This window comes from Streptomyces lydicus (assembly GCF_000717345.1).
Taxonomy (GTDB): domain Bacteria; phylum Actinomycetota; class Actinomycetes; order Streptomycetales; family Streptomycetaceae; genus Streptomyces; species Streptomyces lydicus.
On the sequence record NZ_JNZA01000022.1, the window covers coordinates 76,582 to 100,037 of the forward strand.

Annotated in this window: 21 protein-coding genes; 4 read left to right on the plus strand and 17 right to left on the minus strand. The window is 71.7% G+C overall.

What is annotated here, in order from left to right; translation table 11 throughout:
- The first annotated feature begins 187 nt into the window (after positions 1-187).
- A complete protein-coding gene (locus OO62_RS21630; protein WP_033269164.1) occupies positions 188-664 on the plus strand; it encodes an ATP-binding protein in 477 nt (158 codons plus the stop codon).
- 157 nt (positions 665-821) lie between these two features.
- Here OO62_RS21630 and argF read toward each other — a convergent pair whose 3' ends face one another.
- The 9 genes from argF to OO62_RS21675 all read right to left on the minus strand — a co-directional run bounded on the left by argF (position 822) and on the right by OO62_RS21675 (position 13,109).
- A complete protein-coding gene (gene argF, locus OO62_RS21635; protein WP_033269165.1) occupies positions 822-1,826 on the minus strand; it encodes an ornithine carbamoyltransferase in 1,005 nt (334 codons plus the stop codon).
- Positions 1,827-2,007: 181 nt separating this feature from the next.
- On the minus strand, positions 2,008-3,243 hold the full coding sequence (locus OO62_RS21640; protein WP_033269166.1) for an arginine deiminase: 1,236 nt from the start codon (positions 3,241-3,243) through the stop codon (positions 2,008-2,010).
- Between the two features lie 558 nt (positions 3,244-3,801).
- Positions 3,802-6,816 (minus strand): polynucleotide kinase-phosphatase, encoded by a 3,015-nt coding sequence (locus tag OO62_RS21645; protein ID WP_228332557.1) that lies wholly within the window; start codon positions 6,814-6,816, stop codon positions 3,802-3,804.
- A complete protein-coding gene (locus tag OO62_RS21650) occupies positions 6,813-8,348 on the minus strand; it encodes a 3' terminal RNA ribose 2'-O-methyltransferase Hen1 (protein WP_033269168.1) in 1,536 nt (511 codons plus the stop codon). The genes OO62_RS21645 and OO62_RS21650 overlap by 4 nt, the downstream gene beginning before the upstream one ends.
- 163 nt (positions 8,349-8,511) lie before the next feature.
- A complete protein-coding gene (locus OO62_RS21655; protein WP_033269169.1) occupies positions 8,512-9,435 on the minus strand; it encodes an LLM class F420-dependent oxidoreductase in 924 nt (307 codons plus the stop codon).
- Positions 9,436-9,922: 487 nt separating this feature from the next.
- Positions 9,923-10,378, minus strand: coding sequence for a DUF6099 family protein (locus tag OO62_RS21660; RefSeq protein ID WP_033269170.1), 456 nt, complete (start codon positions 10,376-10,378; stop codon positions 9,923-9,925).
- Positions 10,379-10,802: 424 nt separating this feature from the next.
- Positions 10,803-11,204 (minus strand): nucleotide pyrophosphohydrolase, encoded by a 402-nt coding sequence (locus OO62_RS21665; protein WP_051733497.1) that lies wholly within the window; start codon positions 11,202-11,204, stop codon positions 10,803-10,805.
- Positions 11,201-12,664, minus strand: a complete 1,464-nt coding sequence (locus tag OO62_RS21670; protein ID WP_033269171.1) for a hypothetical protein — start codon at positions 12,662-12,664, stop codon at positions 11,201-11,203. The genes OO62_RS21665 and OO62_RS21670 overlap by 4 nt, the downstream gene beginning before the upstream one ends.
- Positions 12,665-12,719: 55 nt before the next feature.
- Positions 12,720-13,109, minus strand: a complete 390-nt coding sequence (locus tag OO62_RS21675; protein ID WP_033269172.1) for a cell division protein SepF — start codon at positions 13,107-13,109, stop codon at positions 12,720-12,722.
- Between the two features lie 220 nt (positions 13,110-13,329).
- On the opposite strand from OO62_RS21675, the gene OO62_RS21680 reads away from it, so the two are divergent.
- Positions 13,330-14,487, plus strand: a complete 1,158-nt coding sequence (locus tag OO62_RS21680; protein ID WP_033269173.1) for a magnesium and cobalt transport protein CorA — start codon at positions 13,330-13,332, stop codon at positions 14,485-14,487.
- 88 nt (positions 14,488-14,575) lie between these two features.
- On the opposite strand, the gene OO62_RS21685 is transcribed toward OO62_RS21680, so the two are convergent.
- The gene (locus tag OO62_RS21685) at positions 14,576-15,295 is read right to left on the minus strand and encodes a DUF6333 family protein (RefSeq protein ID WP_051733498.1); all 720 of its coding nucleotides are present in this window, start codon (positions 15,293-15,295) and stop codon (positions 14,576-14,578) included.
- Positions 15,296-15,402: 107 nt separating this feature from the next.
- Complete coding sequence (locus OO62_RS21690; protein ID WP_033269174.1) at positions 15,403-16,269, minus strand: Fpg/Nei family DNA glycosylase; 867 nt, start codon at positions 16,267-16,269, stop codon at positions 15,403-15,405.
- 691 nt (positions 16,270-16,960) lie between these two features.
- On the opposite strand from OO62_RS21690, the gene OO62_RS21695 reads away from it, so the two are divergent.
- The gene (locus OO62_RS21695; protein ID WP_033269175.1) at positions 16,961-17,299 is read left to right on the plus strand and encodes a hypothetical protein; all 339 of its coding nucleotides are present in this window, start codon (positions 16,961-16,963) and stop codon (positions 17,297-17,299) included.
- 168 nt (positions 17,300-17,467) lie between these two features.
- Here OO62_RS21695 and OO62_RS21700 read toward each other — a convergent pair whose 3' ends face one another.
- Genes OO62_RS21700 through OO62_RS36580 form a run of 6 tightly spaced genes read right to left on the minus strand, consistent with a single transcriptional unit; the run spans position 17,468 to position 22,218 of the window.
- Positions 17,468-18,331: an ABC transporter permease gene (locus tag OO62_RS21700; protein ID WP_033269176.1), complete on the minus strand. Its 864-nt coding sequence runs from the start codon at positions 18,329-18,331 to the stop codon at positions 17,468-17,470.
- The gene (locus tag OO62_RS21705) at positions 18,291-19,220 is read right to left on the minus strand and encodes an ATP-binding cassette domain-containing protein (RefSeq protein ID WP_033269177.1); all 930 of its coding nucleotides are present in this window, start codon (positions 19,218-19,220) and stop codon (positions 18,291-18,293) included. Before OO62_RS21705 ends, OO62_RS21700 begins: the two co-directional genes overlap by 41 nt.
- Positions 19,210-19,674, minus strand: a complete 465-nt coding sequence (locus OO62_RS21710; RefSeq protein WP_033269178.1) for a MarR family winged helix-turn-helix transcriptional regulator — start codon at positions 19,672-19,674, stop codon at positions 19,210-19,212. The genes OO62_RS21705 and OO62_RS21710 overlap by 11 nt, the downstream gene beginning before the upstream one ends.
- A gap of 52 nt (positions 19,675-19,726) precedes the next feature.
- Positions 19,727-21,304: a PTS ascorbate transporter subunit IIC gene (gene ulaA / locus OO62_RS21715; protein WP_033269179.1), complete on the minus strand. Its 1,578-nt coding sequence runs from the start codon at positions 21,302-21,304 to the stop codon at positions 19,727-19,729.
- Between the two features lie 54 nt (positions 21,305-21,358).
- Positions 21,359-21,634, minus strand: coding sequence for a PTS sugar transporter subunit IIB (locus OO62_RS40815; protein WP_228332676.1), 276 nt, complete (start codon positions 21,632-21,634; stop codon positions 21,359-21,361).
- On the minus strand, positions 21,538-22,218 hold the full coding sequence (locus tag OO62_RS36580) for a PTS sugar transporter subunit IIA (protein ID WP_228332556.1): 681 nt from the start codon (positions 22,216-22,218) through the stop codon (positions 21,538-21,540). The genes OO62_RS40815 and OO62_RS36580 overlap by 97 nt, the downstream gene beginning before the upstream one ends.
- 240 nt (positions 22,219-22,458) lie before the next feature.
- Between OO62_RS36580 and OO62_RS21725 the strand changes: the two genes are divergently transcribed.
- Positions 22,459-23,433: a hypothetical protein gene (locus OO62_RS21725; RefSeq protein ID WP_228332555.1), complete on the plus strand. Its 975-nt coding sequence runs from the start codon at positions 22,459-22,461 to the stop codon at positions 23,431-23,433.
- Positions 23,434-23,456: the final 23 nt, after the last annotated feature.

Here is a 23,456-nt window from a genome sequence, read left to right on the forward strand (position 1 = left end):
TCGGCCGGTGGATGTTCTCCGGATGCCCTTCGAAGTTATCACCGCTTCGTGACTGCCGTCACGAGGGCGCGATACTCGCGCGCCGGGCGACCGGGCCGAAGGTCCCGTCGCCCGTATGACCTCTGCCCTCCCGAAGCCGGCCGCTCGGCTCTGAAACCGGGCCGCCCGCGCTTCCTACCGTGGAGGCATGCAGGAGCCGCCCGCCCCCACGACCTGGCACATCGCGCTGCCGTACGGTGCCACCGCGGTGCCCGTGGCGCGCGCCATGGTCAGAACGGCGCTGCAGGACCTGCGGGCCACCGCCGACCGGACCACCGCTCAGCTGCTGACCGCCGAACTCGTCGCCAACGCGCTCAAGCACGCCCGCGAGGGCGGCTCGATCGAGCTGGTGGTGGAGCGGGGGCCGGCGGGCTGCCTGGTGGAGGTGCACGACGGCGATCCGGCGCTGGTCGAGGGGCTCGGGGCTCCGGCGCTCGGCGAGGCGCTCGGCGAGCCGCTCGGTCTGTCCTCCGGCGGGGGCCACGCCGCCGCGCCGGGCGCGGCCGGCGGCCGCGGTCTGCTGCTGATCCGCTCCCTCAGCTCGGCGTCCGGCTGCCGGGCGACGGCGGGCGGCAAGGCGGTCTGGTTCACCCTTCCCGAGCAGCAGCGGACGCCCCGGCACTGACGGCGGCCCGCCCGGGCGCGGCCGGCGGCTGCCACTCCTGCCGCTCCTGCCGCTCCTGTCGCCGCCTGCTGCCCGAGCCGCGCGTGGCGCTCCCGTAGAACGCGTGGACCAGCGCACCGCCCACCGGTCAGGCCGGGAAGAGCCACACGCACGTGCCCTATCGGGCCAGCGTCGCGACCAGCACCGCCTTGATCGTGTGCATCCGGTTCTCCGCCTCGTCGAAGACGACGGAGTGCGCGGACTCGAAGACCTCGTCGGTGACCTCCAGCGACGACAGCCCGTGCCGGGCGTGGATCTCCCGGCCGACCGCCGTACCCAGGTCGTGGTACGCGGGCAGGCAGTGCAGGAACTTCACCCCCGGCTTTCCGGTGGCGCGCAGTACGTCCATCGTGACCGCGTACGGGGCGAGCAGGGCGATCCGCTCGTCCCACACCTCCTTGGGCTCCCCCATGGAGACCCACACGTCGGTGGCGACGAAGTCCGCGCCCCGCACGCCCTCGGCGACGTCCTCGGTGAGGGTGATCCGGGCGCCGCTGGCGTCGGCGAGCTTCCGTGCCGCGGCGACGACCGCCTCCTCGGGCCACAGCTGCTCGGGCGCCACGATCCGTACGTCCATACCGAGCAGGGCGCCGGTGACGAGGTAGGAGTTGCCCATGTTGTTGCGGGCGTCGCCGAGGTAGGCGAAGGCGGTCTCCTCCAGGGGGCGGCCCCGGCCGTGCTCGACCATGGTGAGCACGTCGGCGAGCATCTGGGTCGGGTGCCAGTCATCGGTCAGCCCGTTGAAGACGGGCACACCGGCGTACGCGGCCAGATCCTCGACGTCGGACTGCCGGCTGCCACGGAACTCGATGCCGTCGAACATCCGGCCGAGCACCCGGGCGGTGTCCTTGACCGACTCCTTGTGCCCGATCTGCGAGCCGGACGGGTCGAGGTAGGTGGTCGAGGCGCCCTGGTCGGCGGCTGCGACCTCGAAGGAGCAGCGGGTCCTGGTCGAGGTCTTCTCGAAGATCAGGGCGATGTTCCGGCCCTGCAGGCGAGGGACCTCCGTACCGGCGCGCTTGGCCGCTTTCAGCTCGGCCGCGAGGTCGATCAGTCGGCGGAATTCCTCGGCGCTGAAGTCCAGCTCCTTGAGGAAGTGGCGGCCCCTGAGGTCTATCGCCATGGGTGAGCTCCTGGTTCGCGGCGGTCGGGACGGAGTGCATAAGGGCGCGGTGTGTACGGACGCGTACGAAGGCGCACGGACACCCACCATGAAAGTGTATACGAGCAGCTGTATCTCTATACGTTCGCCGCTGCCCACCCGCAGCGACCTTCATGGCCTCGCCCCTCGGTTGCCTCACGCCTCAGGCTGCCCCGGGCACCGCGTCCCGCGCCACCGGACAGCTCATGCACCGCGGCCCACCCCGGCCCCGCCCCAGCTCACTGCCCGGAATCGTGATCACCTCGATGCCGCGCTTGCGCAGAAAGGTGTTCGTGGTGACGTTCCGCTCGTACGCCACCACGACCCCCGGCTCGACGGCGAGCACGTTGCAGCCGTCGTCCCACTGCTCGCGCTCCGCGGAGTGCACGTCCTGGGTCGGGGTCAGCACCCGGATGTCGGACAGCCCCAGCGAGGCCGCTATGGCGCGGTGCATGTGCTCCGGCGGATGGTCGGTGACCTTGAGGTCCTGCTCGCCCGAACCGGGCTCGATGGTGTACGAGCGCAGCATGCCGAGCCCGGCGTACTGGGTGAAGGTGTCTCCGTCGATCATGGTCATGACGGTGTCCAGGTGCATGAACGCCCGCCGCTTGGGCATGTCCAGCGCCACGATCGTGCGCGCCGAGCCGGCCGCGAACAGTCCGCGCGCCAGCAGTTCGACGGCCTGCGGCGTGGTCCGCTCGCTCATCCCGATCAGCACCGCGCCGCTGCCCAGCACCAGGACGTCGCCACCCTCGATCGTCGAGGGGAAGTCCGCCTGCCCCTCCGACCAGACGTGGAAGTCCTCTCCGCTGAAGAGCGGGTGGTGGCGGTAGATCGCCTCGTAGTGCACGGTCTCGCGCTGCCGGGCCGGCCAGCGCATCGAGTTGATCGACACCCCGTCGTAGATCCACGCCGAGGTGTCGCGGGTGAAGAGGTGGTTGGGCAGCGGACCCAGCAGGAAGTCGTCGAGGTCCATCACATGGAAGCGGACCGAGGTCGGCTCGGGATGGCGCTCCAGGAACTCGCGTTTGGTCATGCCGCCGACCAGCGCCTCGACGAGCTCCGGCACCGGCAGCTCGTCGAAGGCGGCCCGCAGATGGTCGGTGGCCAGCGGCCCGTACTCCTTCTCGTCGAAGACCCGGTCCAGGACCAGTTCCCGCGCGACGGGGCTCTGCAGGCTCTCGGCCAGCAGGTCCCCGAAGAGGTGTACGTCCACGCCCCGGTCCCGGAGCACGTCCGCGAAACCGTCGTGCTCGGCCCGCGCCCGGCGCACCCACAGCACGTCGTCGAAGAGCAAGGCGTCCTTGTTGGAGGGCGTGAGCCGCTTCAGCTCAAGATCGGGGCGATGCAGGATGACCCGGCGCAGCTGCCCGGCCTCTGAGTCGACATGGAATCCCATCTCCCCATCTTGGCCGCTTCCGAGGCCCGGCGGAGGGAGTCAACGGATCCCGGAACTTACGGGTCGCCAAAGGGGCCTGGGGCGGGGGCTGGTCTCGGCCAGGGGGCGGGGCTGGTGTCGGCCACGGACCGGGGGTGGGCTCGGGCGAGGGCGGGGGCCCGGTGTCGGGCGGAGGCACGGGGATGGTTTTGGGCGGGGGCAGCGGGTGGTCTTGAGCAGGTGCCGGGGGCCGGTCTCGGGGGCCGGTGTCGGGTGGAGGCATGGGCTGGTCATGCGCAGGGGCAGCGGGTGGTCTCGGGCGGGGGCAGCGGGGGGATGGGGCGGGGGCGTGCCTGCGGTCGCGGGCGGCCCGGCGGGAGGGGCCGCGTACGCCCCACCCCACCCGCCACGCCTCGTTCCCGATTGCCTCAGGCGGAGGTCCGCCAGGCCCCGGCCCCGCCCAGGCAGCGGCAATCGGGGCCCAACAGGTCCCGATTGCGGCGACCGCAGCCGGGGCCCGCCGGGGCCGGTTCCGGTCGCTGTCGCCCGGGGCCTGCCAGGCCCGACCGCCTCCCGCCGCTACAACCGGGGATCCACCGGCTCCGACTCCAGGGCCAGCACCCCGAAGACGGCCTCGTGCACCCGCCACAGCGGCTCGCCCTCGGCCAGCCGGTCGAGCGCCTCCAGCCCCAGCGCGTACTCGCGCAGGGCCAGCGAACGCTTGTGGCCCAGATGCCGTACCCGAAGGCGGCGGAGGTTCTCCGGCCGGGTGTACTCCGGGCCGTAGATGATCCGCAGGTACTCGCGGCCACGGCACTTGACGCCCGGCTGTACGAGCCGCCCGTCGCCCCGACGCACCAGCGCCTGCAGTGGTTTGACCACCATGCCCTCGCCGCCGGCCCCGGTCAGCTCCAGCCACCACCGGATGCCGGCCGCCACCGACGCCTCGTCCTCGGTGTCGACGACGATCCGCCGGGTCGTGGCAAGCAGCCCGGGCCTGTCCACGGCACCGCCGCCGGCCGGCCCGGCGTCCCGGGACGCCACCGCGCCCTCGGCCGCGATGACGCGGTCGATCAGCGCCAGCTGCTCGGTGTGCGGCAGCCCGGCGAGACTGCGCCCCTGCACGGCGAGGATCTGGAACGGCGCGAGCCGTACGCCGTCCAGCTCCCCCAGCCCGGCGCGCGCCGCCGCGTCCGACACCGCGGCACCATCCGGTATCCCGGCGCTGCCAAGCACTTCCTCGGAGCTGCCCGGTATCCCGGCACCGCCGGAGTGCGCCAAGGCATCAGCCCCGTTCACCGCACCCGGGCCCGCCCCGTCAGCCGCCTGCCCCGCACCGGAGGCGTCCGCCGCCCCCGGCCCGACCCGCCAGCAGTAGCGCCGGTAAGCCGCCGTGAACGCCGCGGCGTCCGCGGCCCGGTCGCGCTGCCGGCCGAGCAGCGGGGCCACCTCGACACCCCGGGCGGCCGCGGCCTCCAGCGCCCCGAGCACGCCGGGGAACGCCGCCCCGGACGCCGCACCGACCGCCGCGTACTGCTTGCGCAGCAGACCCGTCGCCTTCAGGGACCACGGCATCAACTCCGCGTCCAGCAGCAACCAGTCCGTCTCCAGCTCGGCCCAGAGCCCGGCCTCCTCGACGCACGCCCGCACCCGCCGCAGGATCCGCTCGGTCGTCTCCGGGTCGTCGAAGAACGGCCGGCCGGTGCGGGTGTACAGGGCGCCCGACACCCCCTTCGGCACGCCGAAGCGCTCGGCCGCCGCCGTCTCGTCCCGGCACACCAGGACCACCGCGCGCGAGCCCATGTGCTTCTCCTCGCACACCACTTCGCGCACGCCGTCCGCCCGGTAGCCGGCGAACGCCTCCGCCGGATGCTCCAGATAGCCGCCCTCGGCGCCCTCGGCGCCGACCTCCTCCGTCGAGGTCGCACAGGGCGCCATGGTCGGCGGGAGATACGGCAACAGCCGAGGGTCGATCGCGAAGCGGCTCATCACCTCCAGCGCCGCCGCGGCGTTCTCCTCCCTGACCGCGAGCCGGCCCATGTGGCGGGTCTCCACGATCCGGCGCCCCGCCACGTCGTTCAGGTCCAGCGGACGGCCGTCGGCCCCACCGGGTGCCTCGGTCGCCAGCGGCTTCGTGGGCTCGTACCAGACCCGCTCCGCCGGTACGTCCACCAGCTCGCGCTCCGGCCAGCGCAGCGCGGTCATCGCACCGCCGAAGACACACCCGGTGTCGAGGCAGATGGTGTTGTTGAGCCAGCCGGCGCGCGGGGTGGGCGTGTGGCCGTAGACGACGGCGGCGCGGCCGCGGTAGTCCTCCGCCCACGGGTAGCGCACCGGCAGCCCGAACTCATCGGTCTCGCCGGTCGTGTCGCCGTACAGCGCGAAGGAACGCACCCGGCCGGATGTCCGCCCGTGGTACTTCTCCGGCAGCCCGGCATGGCACACCACCAGCCCGCCGCCGTCCAGGACGTAGTGGCTGACCAGGCCCTGGATGAACGCCCCGACCTCGGCCCGGAACGCCTCGTCCTCCTTGTCCAGCTGCTCGATGGTCTCGGCGAGCCCGTGGGTGGCCTGGACCTTGCGCCCCTTGAGATAACGGCCGAGCTTGTTCTCGTGGTTCCCCGGCACGCACAGTGCGTGCCCGGCCCCGACCATGCCCATCACCAGGCGCAGCACACCGGGGCTGTCCGGCCCACGGTCGACGAGGTCACCGACGAAGACGGCGGTACGGCCCTCCGGGTGCACCGCGTCCACGGACCTGCCGAGCGCGTCGCGCACCAGCCCGTAACCCAGCCGGCCGAGCAGGGTCTCCAGCTCGGAACGGCAGCCGTGGATGTCACCGATGATGTCGAACGGGCCGGTCAGGTGGCGCAGGTCGTTGAACCGTCGCTCCGTGACGACCCGCGCCGCCGCCACCTCCTCCTGGCCACGCAGCACATGGACCTTGCGGAAGCCCTCACGCTCCAAGTGCCGCAGCGACCGCCGCAGTTCACGCTGATGGCGCTGGATGACCCGGCGCGGCAGCCCGGCCCGGTCGGCCCGCGCCGCGTTGCGCTCGGCGCAGACCTGCTCGGGCACGTCCAGCACGATCGCCACCGGGAGCACATCGTGTTCCCGTGCCAGCCGCACCAGCTGGGCGCGTGCCTCGGACTGCACGTTGGTGGCGTCGACGACCGTCAGCCGGCCGGCCGCCAGTCGCTTGCCCGCGATGAAGTGCAGCACGTCGAAGGCATCGCCGCTCGCGCTCTGATCGTTCTCGTCATCGCTGACCAGCCCCCGGCAGAAGTCGGAGGAGAGCACCTCGGTCGGCTTGAAATGCCGTGCGGCGAAGGTGGACTTGCCGGATCCGGTGGCCCCGACCAGCACCACGAGCGAGAGGTCCGGCACGGGCAGCGTACGCAGCGCCGCCGCCGGCACTCCCCCGCGCTCCTGCTGGGCCCCGTCCCCCCGAGCCCCGCCCTCCTGCTGGGTCCCACCCACCTGCTGGGTTCCGACCTCCTGCTGGGTTCCGCCCTCGTGGGTTCCGCTCCCCTGCTGGGGCCCATGCGCCCGCTGGGTCCCGTCCGCCTGCTCACTGCGGTCGACGTCCGTCATGCCGCGACCTCCTTCCCCGTTACCGGACCACCACGGCCCGCGCCAACGCGGTCCGCACCCTTGCCGTCCTCACCCTTCACACCACTGCTGTCCTCACCCCGCACGCGGAAGTGCGCGAGCTGGGTGGGCGGACCGACCTCCGGGTCGTCCGGCCCCACCGGGCCGAAGGTCACCCCGTACCCGTGCCGCTCCGCCACCTTGCGCGCCCACTGCCGGAACTCCTCGCGCGTCCACTCGAAACGATGGTCGGCATGCCGCACATGGCCGGCCGGCAGTGACTCCCAGCGCACGTTGTACTCGACGTTCGGGGTGGTCACCACGACCGTCCGCGGCCTGGCCGCCCCGAACACCGCGTACTCCAGCGCCGGCAGCCGCGCCGGGTCGACATGCTCGACGACCTCGCTCAGCACCGCCGCGTCATACCCCTTCAGCCGGCTGTCGGTGTACGCCAGCGACCCCTGCACCAGCCGTACGCGCTCCGACTGCCGCTCGGACATCCGGTCCAGCCGCAGCCGGCGCCGCGCCTCGTGCAGCGCCCGCATCGACACATCCACCCCGACGATCTCGGTGAACTGCCCCTCCTTGAGCAGCGCCCCGACCAACTGGCCCTGGCCGCAGCCCAGGTCGAGCACCCGGGTCGCCCGCTCCGCACGCAGCACCGCAAGGATCGCCTCCCGGCGCTGCACGGCGAGCGGCACCGGCTTGTCCTCGGTGTCCGCCTCCTCGTCCACCGCGTTGTCGAGTTCCTCCGCCGCGACATCGTCCGACTCGGCCAGCCGCTCCAGCTCCAGCCGCTCCATGGCCCGGCGCGTCAGCGCCCACCGCCGGGCGAGATAGCGTCCGACGATCAGCCGCTGCTCGGGGTGGTCCTCCAGCCAGCCCTCACCGGCCCGCAGCAGCTTGTCCACCTCGTCGGGCGCCACCCAGTAGTGCTTGGCGTCGTCCAGCACCGGCAGCAGCACGTACAGATGCCGCAGCGCCTCGGCGAGCGTGCGCTCCCCCTCCAGGACGAGCCGCACGTAGCGGGAGTCACCCCACTCCGGAAACGTCTCGTCCAGCGGCACCGGCTCGGCCCGCACCGCCCACCCCAGTGGCTCGAACAGCGCACGCACCAGCTCCGCCCCGCCCCGGGCGGGCAGCACCGGCACCTCGATACGCAACGGGATCGCCCGCCCCACCAGCTCGGGCCGCGCCGCGCACTGCCCCTTCATCGCGCTCGCGAGGACGCTCCGCAGCGCCACGGCCAGCAGCGAGGAGGCCGCATACGGCCGGTCGTTCACATACTGACCGAGCGCCGAATCCGGAGCGCCACCGCGGCCCTTGCCCCGGCTCCGTCGGACCAGGGCGATGGGATCGACCTCCAACAGCAGCGCCGCCGTGCAGCGTTCCGCGTCCGCCTCCGGGTAGAAGACGTGCGCGGTGCCGTGCGCCGTCGAGAACTGCTGCGACTTGTCAGGATGCTTGTGCAGCAGAAATCCGAGGTCGGTCGCCGGACGGTCGGTGCTGCCAGTGGTGGTTATCGTCAGGAACACCCGTCCGAGTATTGCCGCACCACGCGCCGGCCCCCACCGATTTTCCAGCGGCCCCGTCGGCCCGGAACCTCCTTGCCCGGTACGCCGGCAGCCCGGCCGCCGTTCCCAGCCGACCCCAGGCCCGCTCATGACATCTCAGCTCAGCAGATCAGTTCAGCTCAGTTCAGCTCAGCTGCGACTGCACCTGCGTGGAGATCAGCTCGAGGTGGTCCAGATCATCGAGGTCCAGCATCTGCAGATAGATCCGGGAGGCACCGACGGCTGCGTACCGCCCGATCTTGTCGACGACTTCCGCGGGTGAGCCCGCGAGGCCGTTGGCCTTCAGTTCGTCCACCTCCCGTCCGATGGCCGCGGCCCGTCGCGCCACCTCCGCGTCGTTCCTGCCCACGCAGGCCACGAGGGCGTTGGAGTACACCAGGTCGTCGCCCTTCCGCCCGGCGGCTTCGGCGGCCGCCCGCACCCGCCCGAACTGGCGCTCGCTGTCCTCCAGCGAGGCGAAGGGGATGTTGAACTCATCGGCGTACTGCGCGGCCAGCCGCGGCGTACGCGTCGCACCGTGTCCGCCGACCAGCACCGGCACCTTGCCCTGCACGGGCTTGGGCAGCGCGGGCGACTTCTCCAGCCGGTAGTAGGTCCCGTCGTAGCTGAACTCCTTTCCTGTCTCGGTGGCCCACAGGCCGGTGATGATCGCCAGCTGCTCCTCCAGCCGCGCGAACTTCTCCTTGGGGAACGGGATGCCGTACGCCTTGTGCTCGTCCTCGAACCACCCCGCGCCGAGACCGAGTTCGACCCGTCCGCCGGACATCTGGTCGACCTGGGCCACCTGAATGGCCAGCACCCCCGGCAGCCGGAAGGTCCCTGCCGTCATGAGCGTGCCGAGCCGGATGCGGTTGGTCTCCCGGGCCAGGCCCGCCAGCGTGATCCAGGCGTCCGTCGGGCCTGGCAACCCGTCGACATTGCCCATGCTCAAGTAGTGGTCGGAGCGGAAGAAAGCGTCAAAGCCGAGGTCCTCGGTGGCCTTGGCTACCTTGAGAAGCGTGTCGTAGGAAGCCCCCTGCTGGGGCTCGGTGAAGATGCGAAGTTTCATACCTCCATCCTGCACACGGCACGGCAGACCAACCGTCACGGCATGTCGATCCACCAGGTCGGACCCGCACCCGGTCAGCCCCACGTCACCTGAGGCATCCCGGTGAGTGTGTGATCAAAGCTGGGCGTGTGAGCAGAGGGCGAATGAGGATTGCGGTGGCGCGCGGGGGTGGCCCCAGCGGCGTCACGCCGGGCCGGGGGGGCGGGGCACCGGACGGTGCCGGTGACGATGACAGTGGCGGTGCCGGTGCCGGTGGCGGTGACGGTGGCGGTCGCGGGCGAATGCGGAATGGGGCGGCAGGGGGGAGGCCGGCACGACGGTGGGCCGATCGCCACGTGCTGACGGACCTGCCGTCGGCGTGTGGGGCGTGAGCACTCCCTGCCCGCGGGCTGGACGTGACACCGCCCGGGGCATGCGTCCCGCGCGAACGCGGTCCCTGTGGCTGCGGGACTGTCCGACGTTTTCGGGTCGTCGTCGCGCTCCCGTGTCAGGCAGGATTCGGGTCACGCACCTCCAGCTTCTCCAATATCCCGGACACCCGGTCCCTGGCTTCATCGACCGTGTCCATCGCCTCGACACAGGTCCAGTACATCCCCTCCTCGTCCGCCAAGAGCACCACTGCCACCAACGCCTCACACACATCTCGCAGCAGCAGGCTCAGGTTCGTTAAAGCCGCTCTGACATCGCGTACTTCGGTCAGCTGCGCTGCGCGCAGCCCGACGGTCGCCGACCCCGGGCACAGCAGTCCCCCGCTGAACCGCCCGCCCGCGTCGCCCAGTCCTCGGGCTCTGGACCGCACTGCGTACGGCCCGAATATCGCGAGATGGCTTCCTATCGCCTCTGCCAGAGCTTGCGCCTGCCACGCCTCGACGAGCACGTCCTGAACCGTGGTCGCCTCCGCCAGACCGCGCCGACTGACCGCGATGATCCGCACCGCGTCCATCCGTTCCCCTCCTTCCCACTCACTCGCATGCACCCCGCACTCTCTTCACTACCCAGAGTGAGGGTCAACAGCCAAAAAAGCCAGGGGAATTCGCAAATCTATGGACAAGCAAGGCGTTGTGGAAAGATCAATGACTCCATAGAGTGACGGACGGCCGGTACGTACTCGCCCCGCTTCCCCTGCACCACAGCCGCCCCACGCTTCACACGACCGGCACAGGTCACGAAGAATGCCGAAAACGACCCGTCTGAGCGCGCCGGGCCAGTCCGAGCGAGCCCCGCGCCCCCGCAGCCCCCGCGCCGCAAGCGCGACCGAGCGGCCCACGCGGTTCCGGCAAGCAAGCGGGGCGGGGACCAATGCCCCGCCCCTCCGCGCCCAGCACTCTCGCGCGGCGCCTTGGTCCTCCCGCGCCTCGTCCGCGCGCCTACCCCTCCCGCCCCCGCCCCTCCCCTTCCTCGCGATCATCGCGCTCCGCGGTCCGGTCCGCCCGGTCCGGCCGTGCCCGACGTACTGCCGGGAAGCGCGTCTCATTGCGCTCGATCTTCGCGGCGAGCGCCGTCAGGGCGTCGATCCCCAGCGCCTCGCAGAACTGCAGCAGATACGCCAGCACATCGGCGACCTCGTCCTCGACCCGGCCGGCCGACCGCGGATCCGACATCACCGTCGCGGACTCCTCCGGCGTCAACCACTGGAAGATCTCGACGAGTTCCGCGGCCTCGACGCTCAGCGCCGCGGCCAGGTTCTTGGGGGTGTGATACTGCTGCCAGTCCCGCGCGGCGGCGAATTCGGCCAGCCGCCGCTGCAACGCATGAAGATCCTCGCTCATGCCCCTAGGTGTAGCACCTGCACACCTGGCAGCCCCTCGGCGACCGACGGGTCCCGCACCGTCCCCAGCAGCCGGACGTGCCCGCGCTCAGCCATCCGTACGGCCAGCGACACCAGCTCGCGCGCCTGTCTGCGGTCCATGCAGCGGTCCATCCCGTCCGCCATGACCGTCATCTGCTGATGAGCCGACGGAATCTCCCCGGCCGGGTCCATGGCCAGCACTCCCGGCCCGGTGAGCAGTACCAGGGCCAGCGCGAGGAACCTCAGCTCACCGTCACCGAGCTGCTCGACCGGCATCTCGCCCAGCACCCCCCGGTCGAGCACGACCTGCACGCCCGCCTCACCCAGCCCTCCACCGGACTGCGCGCCGGCCGTGCCACCGCGCCCCGCCGCAGGCACGGCCGCGGCGGCCCCCGCGCCGGTCGCACCCGAAGCCGTCATCCGCGAGGCCGTCACACCCGCACCCGTCGCGCCCGCACCCGTCGCGCCCGAACCCGCCGCACCCGCACCCGTCACGCCCGCCTGCCGCGGCACGGCGCGCAGCCCGTCGACCGGCCCGACGCACGCCTCCCTCACCGCCGCCACCAGGACCGCGTGCCGCCGTGCGCACTCCTGGCTGGTGCGCGCCAGTACCGCGGGCAGGTTGTCGCAGGACGACCGCAGCCGGCCCTCGTCGTGGCCCTCTCGCGCCTTCCCCGCTCCCTTGCCCCGGCCGCCCCGGACGCCACTTCCCCGCCCCGCACTCCCCCCGGCACCGCCGGCACTAGCCGTAGCGCCCGTAGCGCCCGCAGCGCCCGGCAGACCCGCGCCGCCCGCAGCACGCGCACCGCCCGTCCCGCGCATGACCTCCGGCCGCGGATCGCACACGAACGCCGACCGCAGTGCCACCACGACTTGCTCCGCCGCGGCCAGCACCAGCCGCTGGCCGGCCGTCTTGCCCGCGACACGCAGCGGCAGCAGCGAGGTGCCGAGCCGGTCGTCGGGGAGCGGTGCGCGGGTCACCGGGGTCGCGCCCGCGGTGTGCCATGCCGCCTGGACGGCGGGGCGGTCCGGATCGGTGAGCGCGGTGGTCAGCAGCGTTTCGCCACCGCCGGTCAACCGCTCACCGACGATGCGCAGTTCGGGCTCGGCCTGTACGGCGAGGTCGAGGCTCACGGGCCCGGCCGGGCCGCTGACAGTGCAGCCGATCCGGAAGCCGCGCCGCCCCTGGTCGTCGGGGCGCGCGCCCGCCGGCACACAGGCCGACGGGCCGCCCGCGACATCCCGTACGGCCCGTGCGAGCGATTGCCCGCTCCCGAGCCGCGCGAGGATCTCGTACGCCTGTAACGCGCTGGACTTACCGCTTCCGCTTCCGCCGCTCAGCAGGGTCAGCGGACCGAGCGGAAGGACGACGCCACGATGGGCCTTGAAGGCGGACAGCCGTAACTCGGTGACCGCCGGTCGCTCACTGTCGGAATTCATGCGGGGACGCTATGCAACGCCCGGACCGGAGAACCGTTCCGCCCGACAGCTCTTCCTACGAACGGGGGACGGCTCCCGCTACCGACTCGGCGACTTCGGTGCCCACCGGGGCGAGCAGGAAGACGTTGGTGTCGACCCGGTGCATCCCACTGCCGAGCCCGAAGACGACACCGCTGGAGAAGTCCAGGATGCGCTTGGCGACGTCGGTGTCGGCGCTGCTGAGGTCCAGCAGGACCGGGATCTGCGCCATGAGGTACTCGGCGACCTCACGTGCGTCCGCGAAGGTCTGCACGCGGATGACGATGAACCGCCGCATCTCCTCCGCCGGTTCCTCGTCAGGGAGGGCGCGGTGGTCGGGCCAGGAGGGCCATTCACTGCTGCTGCGGAGCGGGACGACCTCGGCGAGCCCTTCCCACTGCTCGTCGGTGGCATCTGGGCCGTTCACCGAATCACCTCACCCAGAGGAGCGCTGGCTGTCTGCGGTATCTGCATCGCACAATTCTAGGGATAAACATACAAAGCTCGGCGGACGCGACACACGCCGCGGACGCCCCTTTCCATCCTGCACCATGCCCCTTGACCTGTGCTGACATCCGCGGCAGATATCCTGCGTCGAGATTCTGTGTGCCTGTTCATCCCCCCTTGTGAAGGAGGTCGGTTCTGTCGTGAGCACTGATCCTCCCGGCCGTCGGCCACGTAGCCTGCGCGGCCTGCGCAAACCAGCGAAGAAGCGGCCCTCCGGGCCCTCGCCCGTCACGCCGCCGGACGATTCCGGGCCCGCTCGGCCCGCGGACGAGAACAGCAGCAGCGTCATCACCGCCGCGCTCTATCAGGACGGGCACCGCGTCAGTACCCACGACAGCCTCGCGGATACGTTCCGCCAGCTGCGCGATACCCCCGACACCATGGCGTGGATCGGGCTGTACCACCCCTCACCCTCCGAACTGGTCTCCCTGGCCTCGGAGTTCGACCTCCATCCGCTCGCCGTCGAGGACGCGATGGAGGCCCACCAGCGCCCCAAACTGGAACGCTACGGCGGCACCCTCTTCGTTGTCCTGCGCGCCGCGCGCTATCTGGACGACCCCGAAGAGGTCGACTTCGGCGAGCTGCACGTCTTCGTCGGCCGGGACTTCGTGATCACCGTCCGGCACGGCGGCGCACCCGACCTCTCAGCCGTCCGCCGTCGCCTGGAGAGCGCCCCCGAACTCCTCAAGCGCGGTCCCGAAGCCGTCCTCTACGCGATCCTCGACGCCGTCGTCGACGGCTATGAGCCGGTCGTCGCCGGGGTCCAGAACGACATCGACGAGATCGAGACAGAGGTCTTCGGCGGCGACCCGTACGTCTCCCGGCGCATCTATGAACTCTCCCGCGAGGTCGTCGAGTTCCAGCGCGCGACCCGCCCGCTCAACGGCATGCTGGAGAGCCTCACCGCGGGCTTCGAGAAGTACGCCATCGACGAGGAACTGCGCCGCTACCTGCGGGACGTGGCCGACCACGTCCTGCACACCACGGACCGGGTGGACGGCTTCCGGCAGGCTCTGCAGGACATCCTCGCCGTCAACGCGACGCTGGTGAACCAACAGCAGAACGCCGAAATGCGCGCCCTGGCCGAGGCCGGCTTCGAGCAGAACGAGGAGATCAAGAAGATCTCCTCCTGGGCCGCCATCCTCTTCGCGCCGACCCTCGTCGGGACGATCTACGGCATGAACTTCGGCCACATGCCGGAGCTGCACTGGTCGTTCGGCTATCCCTTCGCCATCGTCCTGATGGCGGTGGTCTGCATCAGCCTGTACCTCATCTTCAAGCGGCGGGACTGGCTCTGAGCGACGCGCGGGCATGAGGTGACGCCTTGCATGCCATGCCGTCCTGTCAGACCGATCGTGCAACCGGCGGCGGATCAACGGGCGTTGGTCAGTCGCCTATGAAGTACAGCTCTTCCATCGTCCGGGTGTAGGACTCGGTGTGCCGCACGCGGAAGACGGAGGTCTTGAGGCTTGCCATGGGCCACGGGTCGGCCTCTCCCAGTGCGAGGGTGGCGAAGTCGGCCCATGCGACGTCGCCGGGATCGGCGTCGAAGTCGATGTCATGCTCTTCCAGGACGTCGGCGCCGATGCCCAGCGCCGCCGCGACGGCATGAGGGTCACCGGTCAGTTGCCACGGATCCATCGTGGGCCACCCCGAGGCGTGGAACATCGGCCCTTCCGGCAGGTGGATGATGTCCTCGGTATGGTCCTCGCCGCAGTCCACCTCGACCCGGCCGACGATCCGCGCGTCGGGGAACCGCTCCCGCAGCCTGGTCACCTCGTACAGCAGGGGGGTGCCATTGCCGTCGTCGACCATCGCCGGATCCGATATCGCCAGCACGTTGCCCCAGCACCCGACCTGGATGACATCCAGGTCCGCGCGCGTCGCCAGATAGGGGGTCGCGTAGGCGACCACCGGGTCGAGCTCTTCGAGGACCGCGTCGACGGTCGGGAACGCCTCGGCGAACGCCCGTGCCGCGACGGGGTCGTTGGGCGGCAGGTCCTCGGCGCGGACCGCGAACGGGGGTTGCAGGACGGTGATGTTGTAGTGGCCACCGCCCCGGACCATCCGGTCGGACGGCCGGGTCCAGAAGTTGATGTCAGTCATGCGCGGCACCATAGTGCGGGGCACTGACAACGCACTCGCTGGACGGGGCTCGCCAACTCCCGCCGGCCTGCGCGGTGTCAGCTGCCCGGGCGCCGACCCGGGCCGGGCTACTTCAGCAGCCGTGACAGACGGCGGTCGGCCAGCGGCTTGCCGCCGGTTTGGCAGGTGGGGCAGTACTGCAACGCGGAATCGCTGAACGACACCTCGCGGATCGTGTCGCCGCAGACCGGGCAGGTCTCGCCGGTGCGCCCGTGTACCCGCAGCCCGCTCCTCTTCCCCTCCTTGAGGTCCGCCGGCGCCAGCCCGCGGGCCCGTTCGACCGCTTCGCCCAGCGTCGCGCCGACCGCCGTGTACAGGCGGGTCACCTCGTCCTCGGACAGCGTGGCGGCCAGCTTGAACGGCGACATCCGCGCCGCGTGCAGGATCTCGTCCGAGTAGGCGTTGCCGATCCCCGCCAGCACGCTCTGGTCCCGCAGGACTCCCTTGATCTGCCGCCGCTCCCCCGCCAGCATCCCGGCGAAGGCAGCCCCGGTGAAGTCCTCGGACAGGGGATCGGGCCCCAGCCGCGCGATCCCCGGCACCTCCTGCGGATCGGCCACGACATACACCGCGAGGTGTTTCTGGGTACCCGCCTCAGTCACGTCGAAGCCCGCCCCGTCCGGTGCGGAGAGCCGCACCCGCAGCGCCAGCGGTCCCTTGCCCGGGCGGGGCGGCGCCGCCGGCAGCCGCTCGCTCCACCGCACCCACCCCGCCCTGGCCAGATGCATCACCAGGTACAGCCCGTCGGCCCGCAGCGCCAGAAACTTCCCGTGGCGCGTCACCCCGTCGAACGTCCGCCCCTCCAGCGCGGTCACCGGCGGCTCGAAGGTCTTCAACGCGGCCACCGACACCGGATACACCCGCGCGACCGTCCGGCCGGCCAGCCGCTCCTCCAGGAACCGGCCCAGCGCCTCCACCTCGGGCATCTCAGGCATAACCCCAGTCTGACCCGCCCCGCACACGCCCGCACGAAAGACCATCGGCCGCACCCCACGAACGAGGGCGACGGCCCGTGCAGCCGAGCCGGGCGCGGTCTCCGCAGTTCAATCGGGTGCGGCGGCCCGTACCGGCAGGTCGGAGCCGTTCGGTGGAGGGCTTCGGGCGGTTCTGCGCTACCCGATGGGGCCCTGCAGTCCACCGCCGCCGGTGGGAGAGGTCGGCCGGTAGTGGTTGATCAGGCCCGCGTGCTGGTTGGGGCGGGCGGGCCGGTGGGAATCGGGGTGGTCAAGGCGCGGCCGGCGGCCATGCAGCACAAACCCCGCAATGCGGGAGGTTAACCGGCTCAGGCTGGCTTTCATCAGTCCTCCGCTCGAAGCGTTCGGGTACGACAACTCTACGCGCGAAGGGATGGGAATTTCCGTCAAGTCGGCTTGGAATTCGTGGGAGTTGGGGCCACGGCAGTGTGCCAATGACGGTGGACGGGCTCAGGCCCGCCGTGCCGGCCTGAAAACGCTCTGACCAGGGCGTTCAAGGAACGTCCAAGGTTGCCGCAAGGTGGCGCCCGCACTCTTGTCGAGGAGAAGAGGAAGAAGAGGAGACGGAGGGCCGCGGGTCTTTGCCCCTTCGGAAGGGGCCGTGCTCAGCGTCCGGTCCGTCTGCCGTTCGACTGGCGACCAGAGGAGTCACATGCGTAAGAAGATCGCAGCACTGGCCCTTGCCTGCGGTGCCTTCACGGCGCTCGCCGCACCCATGGGCACCGCCCAGGCGCTGCCCGCCCCCGGCCAGGCAGCTGCCGGGTCGTGCGCCCGTCCTTGGCACGACGGCAACACGTACGGATACGGCTGCACGGGGTATCCCGCGGGCTACAAAGTCCAAGCTTCGGCGCAATGCAACAACGGCGGTTGGGCGTACGGCAACAAGGTCTCGATATCGGGCAGCGGTTACGGGTGGTCGTACGCCTACTGCGCCGGCAAGGGCGGCTACAAGCTCGGGACGGGCGGTTACCTCATCCTCGGTCCTGCGTAGCTTCGTGCCGGTGTGGCCTCGGCTCGGCGCGCGGTCTGCGGGTGGCCGCGGGCGGGGGCGGTCGCCGCGTTCGGGCGTAGCGGCCCGAACGCGGCGGATTTCGAGGCCGAGGGGGCCTTCGATGCGCCGCCGGACGCCCTGGTGGGGGGGCCTGTGGGGGCGGGCGGGTCAGCGGGCCAGGCGGCCCAGGAGGGAGGAGGCGGCCGCGATGCCGAGGGCGGCGGAGCCGACGAGGACGCCGAAGTCCAGGGCCAGATGGGCGTGGGTGCCCAGCAGCAGGCCGCGTAGCGCGTCGACCTGGTAGCTGAGGGGGTTGATCCGGCTGACGGTCTGGAGCCAGCCGGGCATGATCGCCACCGGGTACAGGGCGTTGGAGGCGAAGAACAGCGGCATGGTGATGGCCTGGCCGATGCCCATCAGGCGGTCGCGGGTCAGCACGATGCCCGCGATGCTCATCGACAGGCAGGAGAAGAAGGCCGAGCCGAGGACCACCGCGACGGCCACGCCTAGCAGGCGCAGCGGGTTCCAGGTCATGGCCACGCCCAGCAGGGCGGCGATGACGATCACGACGACGGCCTGGATCAGCGCCTTCACCCCGGCGGCGAAGCCCTTGCCGGCGATCAGGGCGGAGCGCGGGGTCGGGGTCACCAGCAGCTTCGTGAGGATGCCGGCGTCCCGCTCCCAGATGATCATGATGCCGTAGAAGATCGCGATGAACATGGCGGACTGGGCGATGATGCCGGGCGCCAGATAGTCGATGTACGGGATGCCGCCGGTGGGAATGGCCTTGATGCGGGTGAAGGTCTCGCCGAAGACCAGGAGCCAGAGGGCCGGCTGGACCGCCCGGGTGTACAGCTCGGTGCGGTCGTGGCGCAGCTTCTGGAGTTCGACCACGCACATCGCCACGACCCGGGCGGGCAGCACCCGCCAGCCGGTGCGGGAGCGCGGCGGGACGAGCAGCAGGTCCAGCCGGCCGCTGCCGGTGGGGCCGTCAGCCGACGCGGTGTGCGGTGCGGCGGGTGCTTCGGACATCGCGGAAGTCTCCTGACCGCTCGTCGAGGCCGCTGCCGGCGACGTCCCGGAAGACGTCCTCAAGCGTCGGCGTGGCGTCGGCTGAGCGCGAGGCGAGTGGTGCGGAGGAAGGCGTGGGTGGGGTGGCGGCGGTGGCGGTGGCGGCCGCTCGGCGGCGGGTGCGCAGGGCCTCCTTGAGGTCGTCCGGGGTCCCGAGGGCCCTGATGCGGCCGAGGTGCATCAGGGCCACGCGGTCGCAGTACTGGTCGGCCTCGTCCATGTAGTGGGTGGTGACCAGGACGGTCATGCCGGTGGCGGCGCGTACGGCGTTGATGTGTTCCCAGACGGACGTGCGGGCGATCGGGTCCAGGCCGATGGTGGGCTCGTCGAGCATCAGCAGACGGGGTGCGCTGACCAGTGCCTGGGCGAGTTCGAGGCGGCGGATCATGCCGCCGGAGTAGGTCTTGGCGAGCCGGCCGGCCGCTTCGGTGAGGCCGACGGCGGCCAGCGCCTGGGCGACACGCTCGGTGCGCTCGCGGCGCGGGACGTCGAAGACCCGGGCGAACAGCGTGACGTTCTCCCGGCCGGTCAGCCCGGCGTCGGCGGAGAGCTGCTGCGGGACGTAGCCCAGCAGCCGGCGGACCGCCATCCGCTCCTTCGCCGCGTCATGGCCGTACACCCGCACCGTGCCGGCCGGCACGGGCAGCAGGGTGGTGATGCAGCGGATCAGGGTGGTCTTGCCCGCGCCGTTCGGGCCGAGCAGGCCGAAGACCTCGCCGGGGCGTACGGAGAGGTCCACGCCGTCCACGGCCGTGGTCTCGCCGAAGGAGTAGCGCAGGGCCCGGCAGGTCACGGCGTCGGGCCGGGGACCGCCGTCCGGGGTCGGGCGGCGCTCGCCGTCAGTGGTCATGGGCCTCCTCCGTCTCCTCGCTCAGGTTGTGGGCGAGCCTGCGCAGTGCCGGGAGGGCCGCGGCCAGCGCCGCCTGGTCGGCCTCGGACAGCCGCGCGACCTGCTCGCGTACCAGGGCACTGCGGCGGACCTCCCAGTCGTGCAGCCGGGACCGCGCGGCCGGGGTGGGGAACAGCAGGGCCGAGCGGCGGTCGTCTGGGGCGGTCTCGCGGCGCAGACAGCCGGCCCGGGTGAGCTGGTTGACGAGGGTGGAGACCGAATTGCCCGCGAGGCAGAGTTCCTTCGCGGCGGCCGACACCCGTATGCCGGGGCGGTCGGTGACCAGGCGCAGGAGTTCCACCTGCGCACCGCGCAGGCGGGGGACGGTCAGGCCGGCCCGCAGCCGGCGCCGGATGAGGCGCTGGACGCCGGCCAGTACGTCGGCGAGCGAGTCGGGGAACTCCCCTGCAGCCATACCGCCGATTTTAGGTCTCAGTGAGAGCTAGTGGCATCCCGTAGGGGCGCGCTCAGCCCTCCTCGGGGGGCGGCGGCGGGGTGGGCGCCCCCGGGGGTGGCGCGATCTTCGCGTACGTCCGGACGGTGGCCGTGGCCGTCGTGGCGCCGGCGGCGGGCCGCGCACCGGGGACGTCGTCCCCCAGGAGGGCGTCGCGCCGCGCCCCGGGGTCCCAGCCGGTGTCCACCACGCGCTTCTGGAAGAGGATCGCGCCGCCCAGGAGGAGGGCGCCGAGGAGCAGCATCAGGACGACGCCCGCGGTGCTGCCGGTCTTGGCCGCGTTGCCGATCAGGGTGCCGAACCACCCGAAGTCGGCGTCGCCGAAGGTGGTGTTCTCCTTGCCGAAGGCGCCCAGCACCTTGAGCAGCAGGGCCGGCAGGAAGGTGATCAGCACGCCGTTGAGGAAGGCGCCGACGACCGCGCCGCGCCGGCCTCCGGTGGCGTTGCCGTAGACGCCGGCCGCCCCGCCCGTGAAGAAGTGGGGTACGAGTCCCGGCAGGACCAGTGCGAGGCCGAAGGCCGGGTGGAACGCCCAGGTGAGCAGGGCGAGGCCGGCCAGCCCGCCGGTGAAGCTGGCGAGGAAGCCGATGAGCACGGCGTTCTGTGCGTAGGGGAAGACGATCGGGGCGTCGAGCGAGGGCACCGCGCCCGGGACGAGCTTGCCGGCGATGCCCTGGAAGGCCGGGACCAGCTCGCCCAGGATCGTCCGGACGCCGAAGAGGATCACCGCGACCGCGATGCCGAACTGGAGGCCCTGCATGACGGACTTCATGACGTAGTTGCCGAGGCCGGTGGCCGCGCTGCCGCCGTCGGCCGCGAAGGCTTTGAAGGCGGCTGTCCGGCCGGCCCTGGCCAGGTAGGCCAGCGACATGACGACGTAGATCAGGACCATGGACAGCGCGGTGGCGACCATGGAGTCCCGCAGGAAGCGCAGGCCCTCCGGCAGCTTCATGTCCTCGGTGCTGCGGCTGCGCCTGCCGACGAGCTGGCCGGCGGCGCCGGCGACGATGTAGCCGGCGGTGCCGAAGTGACCGATGGCGATGCTGTTGTTGCCGGTGATGCGCTTGGTCCAAGGGTGCGCGAAGGCGGGCATGGCCACCAGGAGGATGCCGAGCAGGAGGCCGCCGACGGCCACGACGACCACCGACGACCGGCCCGAGGTCGCCAGCACCATCGTCAGCAGGGTCGCCATGAAGAGCATGTGGTGCCCGGTCAGGAAGACGTAGCGCAGCGGGGTGACGCGGGCCAGCACCAGGGCGACCGCGAAGCCGAGGATCATCAGCCAGGCGACCCGGGCGCCGAACTGCTCCTGCGCGATGCCGACGATCGCCTCGTTGGTCGGGATCACGCCGTGCGCGCCGGTCGTCCCTTGGATCATGCCGCCCAGCGGCCCCAGCGCGCCGACCACCAGCCCGGCGCCGGCGCCGATCAGCAGGAAGCCCAGCGTCGCCTTGAGGGCGCCGCCGGCGATCTGCCCGGCGGTCTTCCGCAGCGCGATCAGGCCCGCCGCCGTGATCAGGCCGATCAGATACGCGGGCTGGCTGAGGATCTCGTTCACGAGGAAGGTGGCGAGGGATATGAGCCGGTGCATGGTGGGTGTTCTTCGTCCTCTCAGGCGGCGCGGCGGCGTTCCCGGGGCCGCGGCTCAGACGTCGTAGGTGTCGCGGAGCACCCGGTCGGCCTCCGTACGGCTGGTGAAGTCCTCGACGACCCTCACCGGCACGCCGACGTCGCCCAGCGTCCGGGCGATCTCCCGGGAGGTGAGGATCGCGACGGCTTCGGCGGCCTTGCCCTTCGCCGAGATGGTGTCGGTGGCCTCCACCGTCACATGGCGGGCCCAGCCCCAGCGGTCGAGCACCTGCTCCAGCGTGTGCTTGAGGAACAGGCTGGTGCCGACGCCGTTGCCGCAGACGGTGAGGATCTTGTGGACGGCGCGGCCGGCACCGGGGCGCCGCTCGTCCGCTTCCGCCTCTCGCCCTCCCCCGCAACTGCGGTGTTTCCCGCGTCCGTTACGTCTCCCGCGTCCGCGGCGTCCACCGGGGCCGTCGGTTCGCTCTCGTCCCCCGCGAGTATCCGGCGCAGGTCCTCCGGGCCGGGTGCTTCCCGCAGTGCCCGGGTGGTCGCGGGGTCGGCGAGGAGCCGGGCGAGCGCGGCCATCGCGTCGGTGTGCGCGGCGGAGTCCCGGGCGGCGAGCGCCACGACCAGCCGCACCGGATCGTTGGACTCATGGCCGAACTCCACCGGCTCGGCGAGGCGTACCCAGGACAGCGCGGTCCTGAGCACGGCGGGCGAGGGGCGGGCGTGGGCGAGCGCGAAGCCGGGCGCGATGACGAGGTACGGGCCGTTCTCCTCGACGTTGCGGAGCATCTCCACCGTGTAGGCGTCGGTGGTGGCGTCCGCGTCCACCAGCAGTCCGCCCGCCGTCCGGATCGCTTCCTGCCAGTCCGCGGCACGGACGTCCAGCCGTACGGCCGCCGCGGGGAGAAGATCACTCAGCGCTGCCATGGCGGGGACTCTACAGAGGGCCAAGTGGCCTGTGCAGCAGCGCGGAAGCAGAAATTCCGGAGCGGTCGGCGAGGGCGGTCGCGACGGTCGTCCACAGGCCCGGCAGACGGCCTTGACAGTCCTTTGCGGGCGGAGAAGCCTGGTCCTTTCGGCAGTTGCCGGAAGTCGGGGGAAACCGGGGGAATCGGGGGACTCATGACGAGGTACACGACTGTGCGCGCGTCGGGTGAGACGCGAGGAATGCGCGAAAGACGAACGATGCTCCGCGGGCGCCGGGCCGCCGCTTTCGGCGCCGCGGCCCTCGCACTGGCCCTTTCGCTGACGGCCTGTTCGTCGGACGGAGGGAGCGAGCGGCCGGCGGGCGGCAGCGGGGGCTCGGCGGCCGCCGCGTCGGCGGACCCCAGCCCGACCCCGACCCCGACGGTCGACCCGGCCACCTACCGCCATGCCCTGAGCGGGGCGCTCGGCCCGCTCGACAGTGCGCTGCGCGCGGTGGACCGGGCGGGTGAAGGCGGCGCGCTGAACAAGGCGCTGGACACCGCGTCGGCCCGGGCCGACGCGGCCGCGGACGCCCTGCAGACCACCAGGACACCCGACGACGCCACCGCAGGCAACAGTCAACTGGCGTCTGCACTGAGGGCGTTGGGACAGGACCTGAAGAGCGCGCGGGGTGACGGCGGACGGTGCGCCACCTCACCGCGGGTGGAACTCGGCACGGCGCAGAGCCCGAAGAGCGTCCAGGAGGCCGGGCGGTCGCTGACCGCGCTCGGCTACGACGCCGGGCTGCGCCTGCCGCGTACGGAGCAGGCCAAGCACCGCAGGCTCGCCAACGGCACGCTCGTCCGCGACGGCAGCCGGGGCGGACTGGGGCGGCTGACGATCAGGAACGGCACCGGCACGGACGCGGTGGTGACGCTGACCCGCGGCAGCCGGACGGCCTTCTCGGTGTATGTCCGCCAAGGCTCCAACGCCACGATACGCAGCGTCAACAGCGGTGCGTACACGGTGTACTTCACCACCGGTGAGGACTGGAACAGCGCCAAGAGCTCCTTCACCCGCGGGTGCAGCTTCGAGAAGTTCGACGACAAGGCGAACTTCCGCACCGTCCGGGTCACCGGCGGCACGCAGTACACGGTGCTGACGTTCACCCTGAACAAGGTGATCGGCGGCAACGCGACGACGAGCCGGGTGTCGCCGGGCGAGTTCCCGTCGTGACGGGCCGGTCCGGGCCGCTGCCG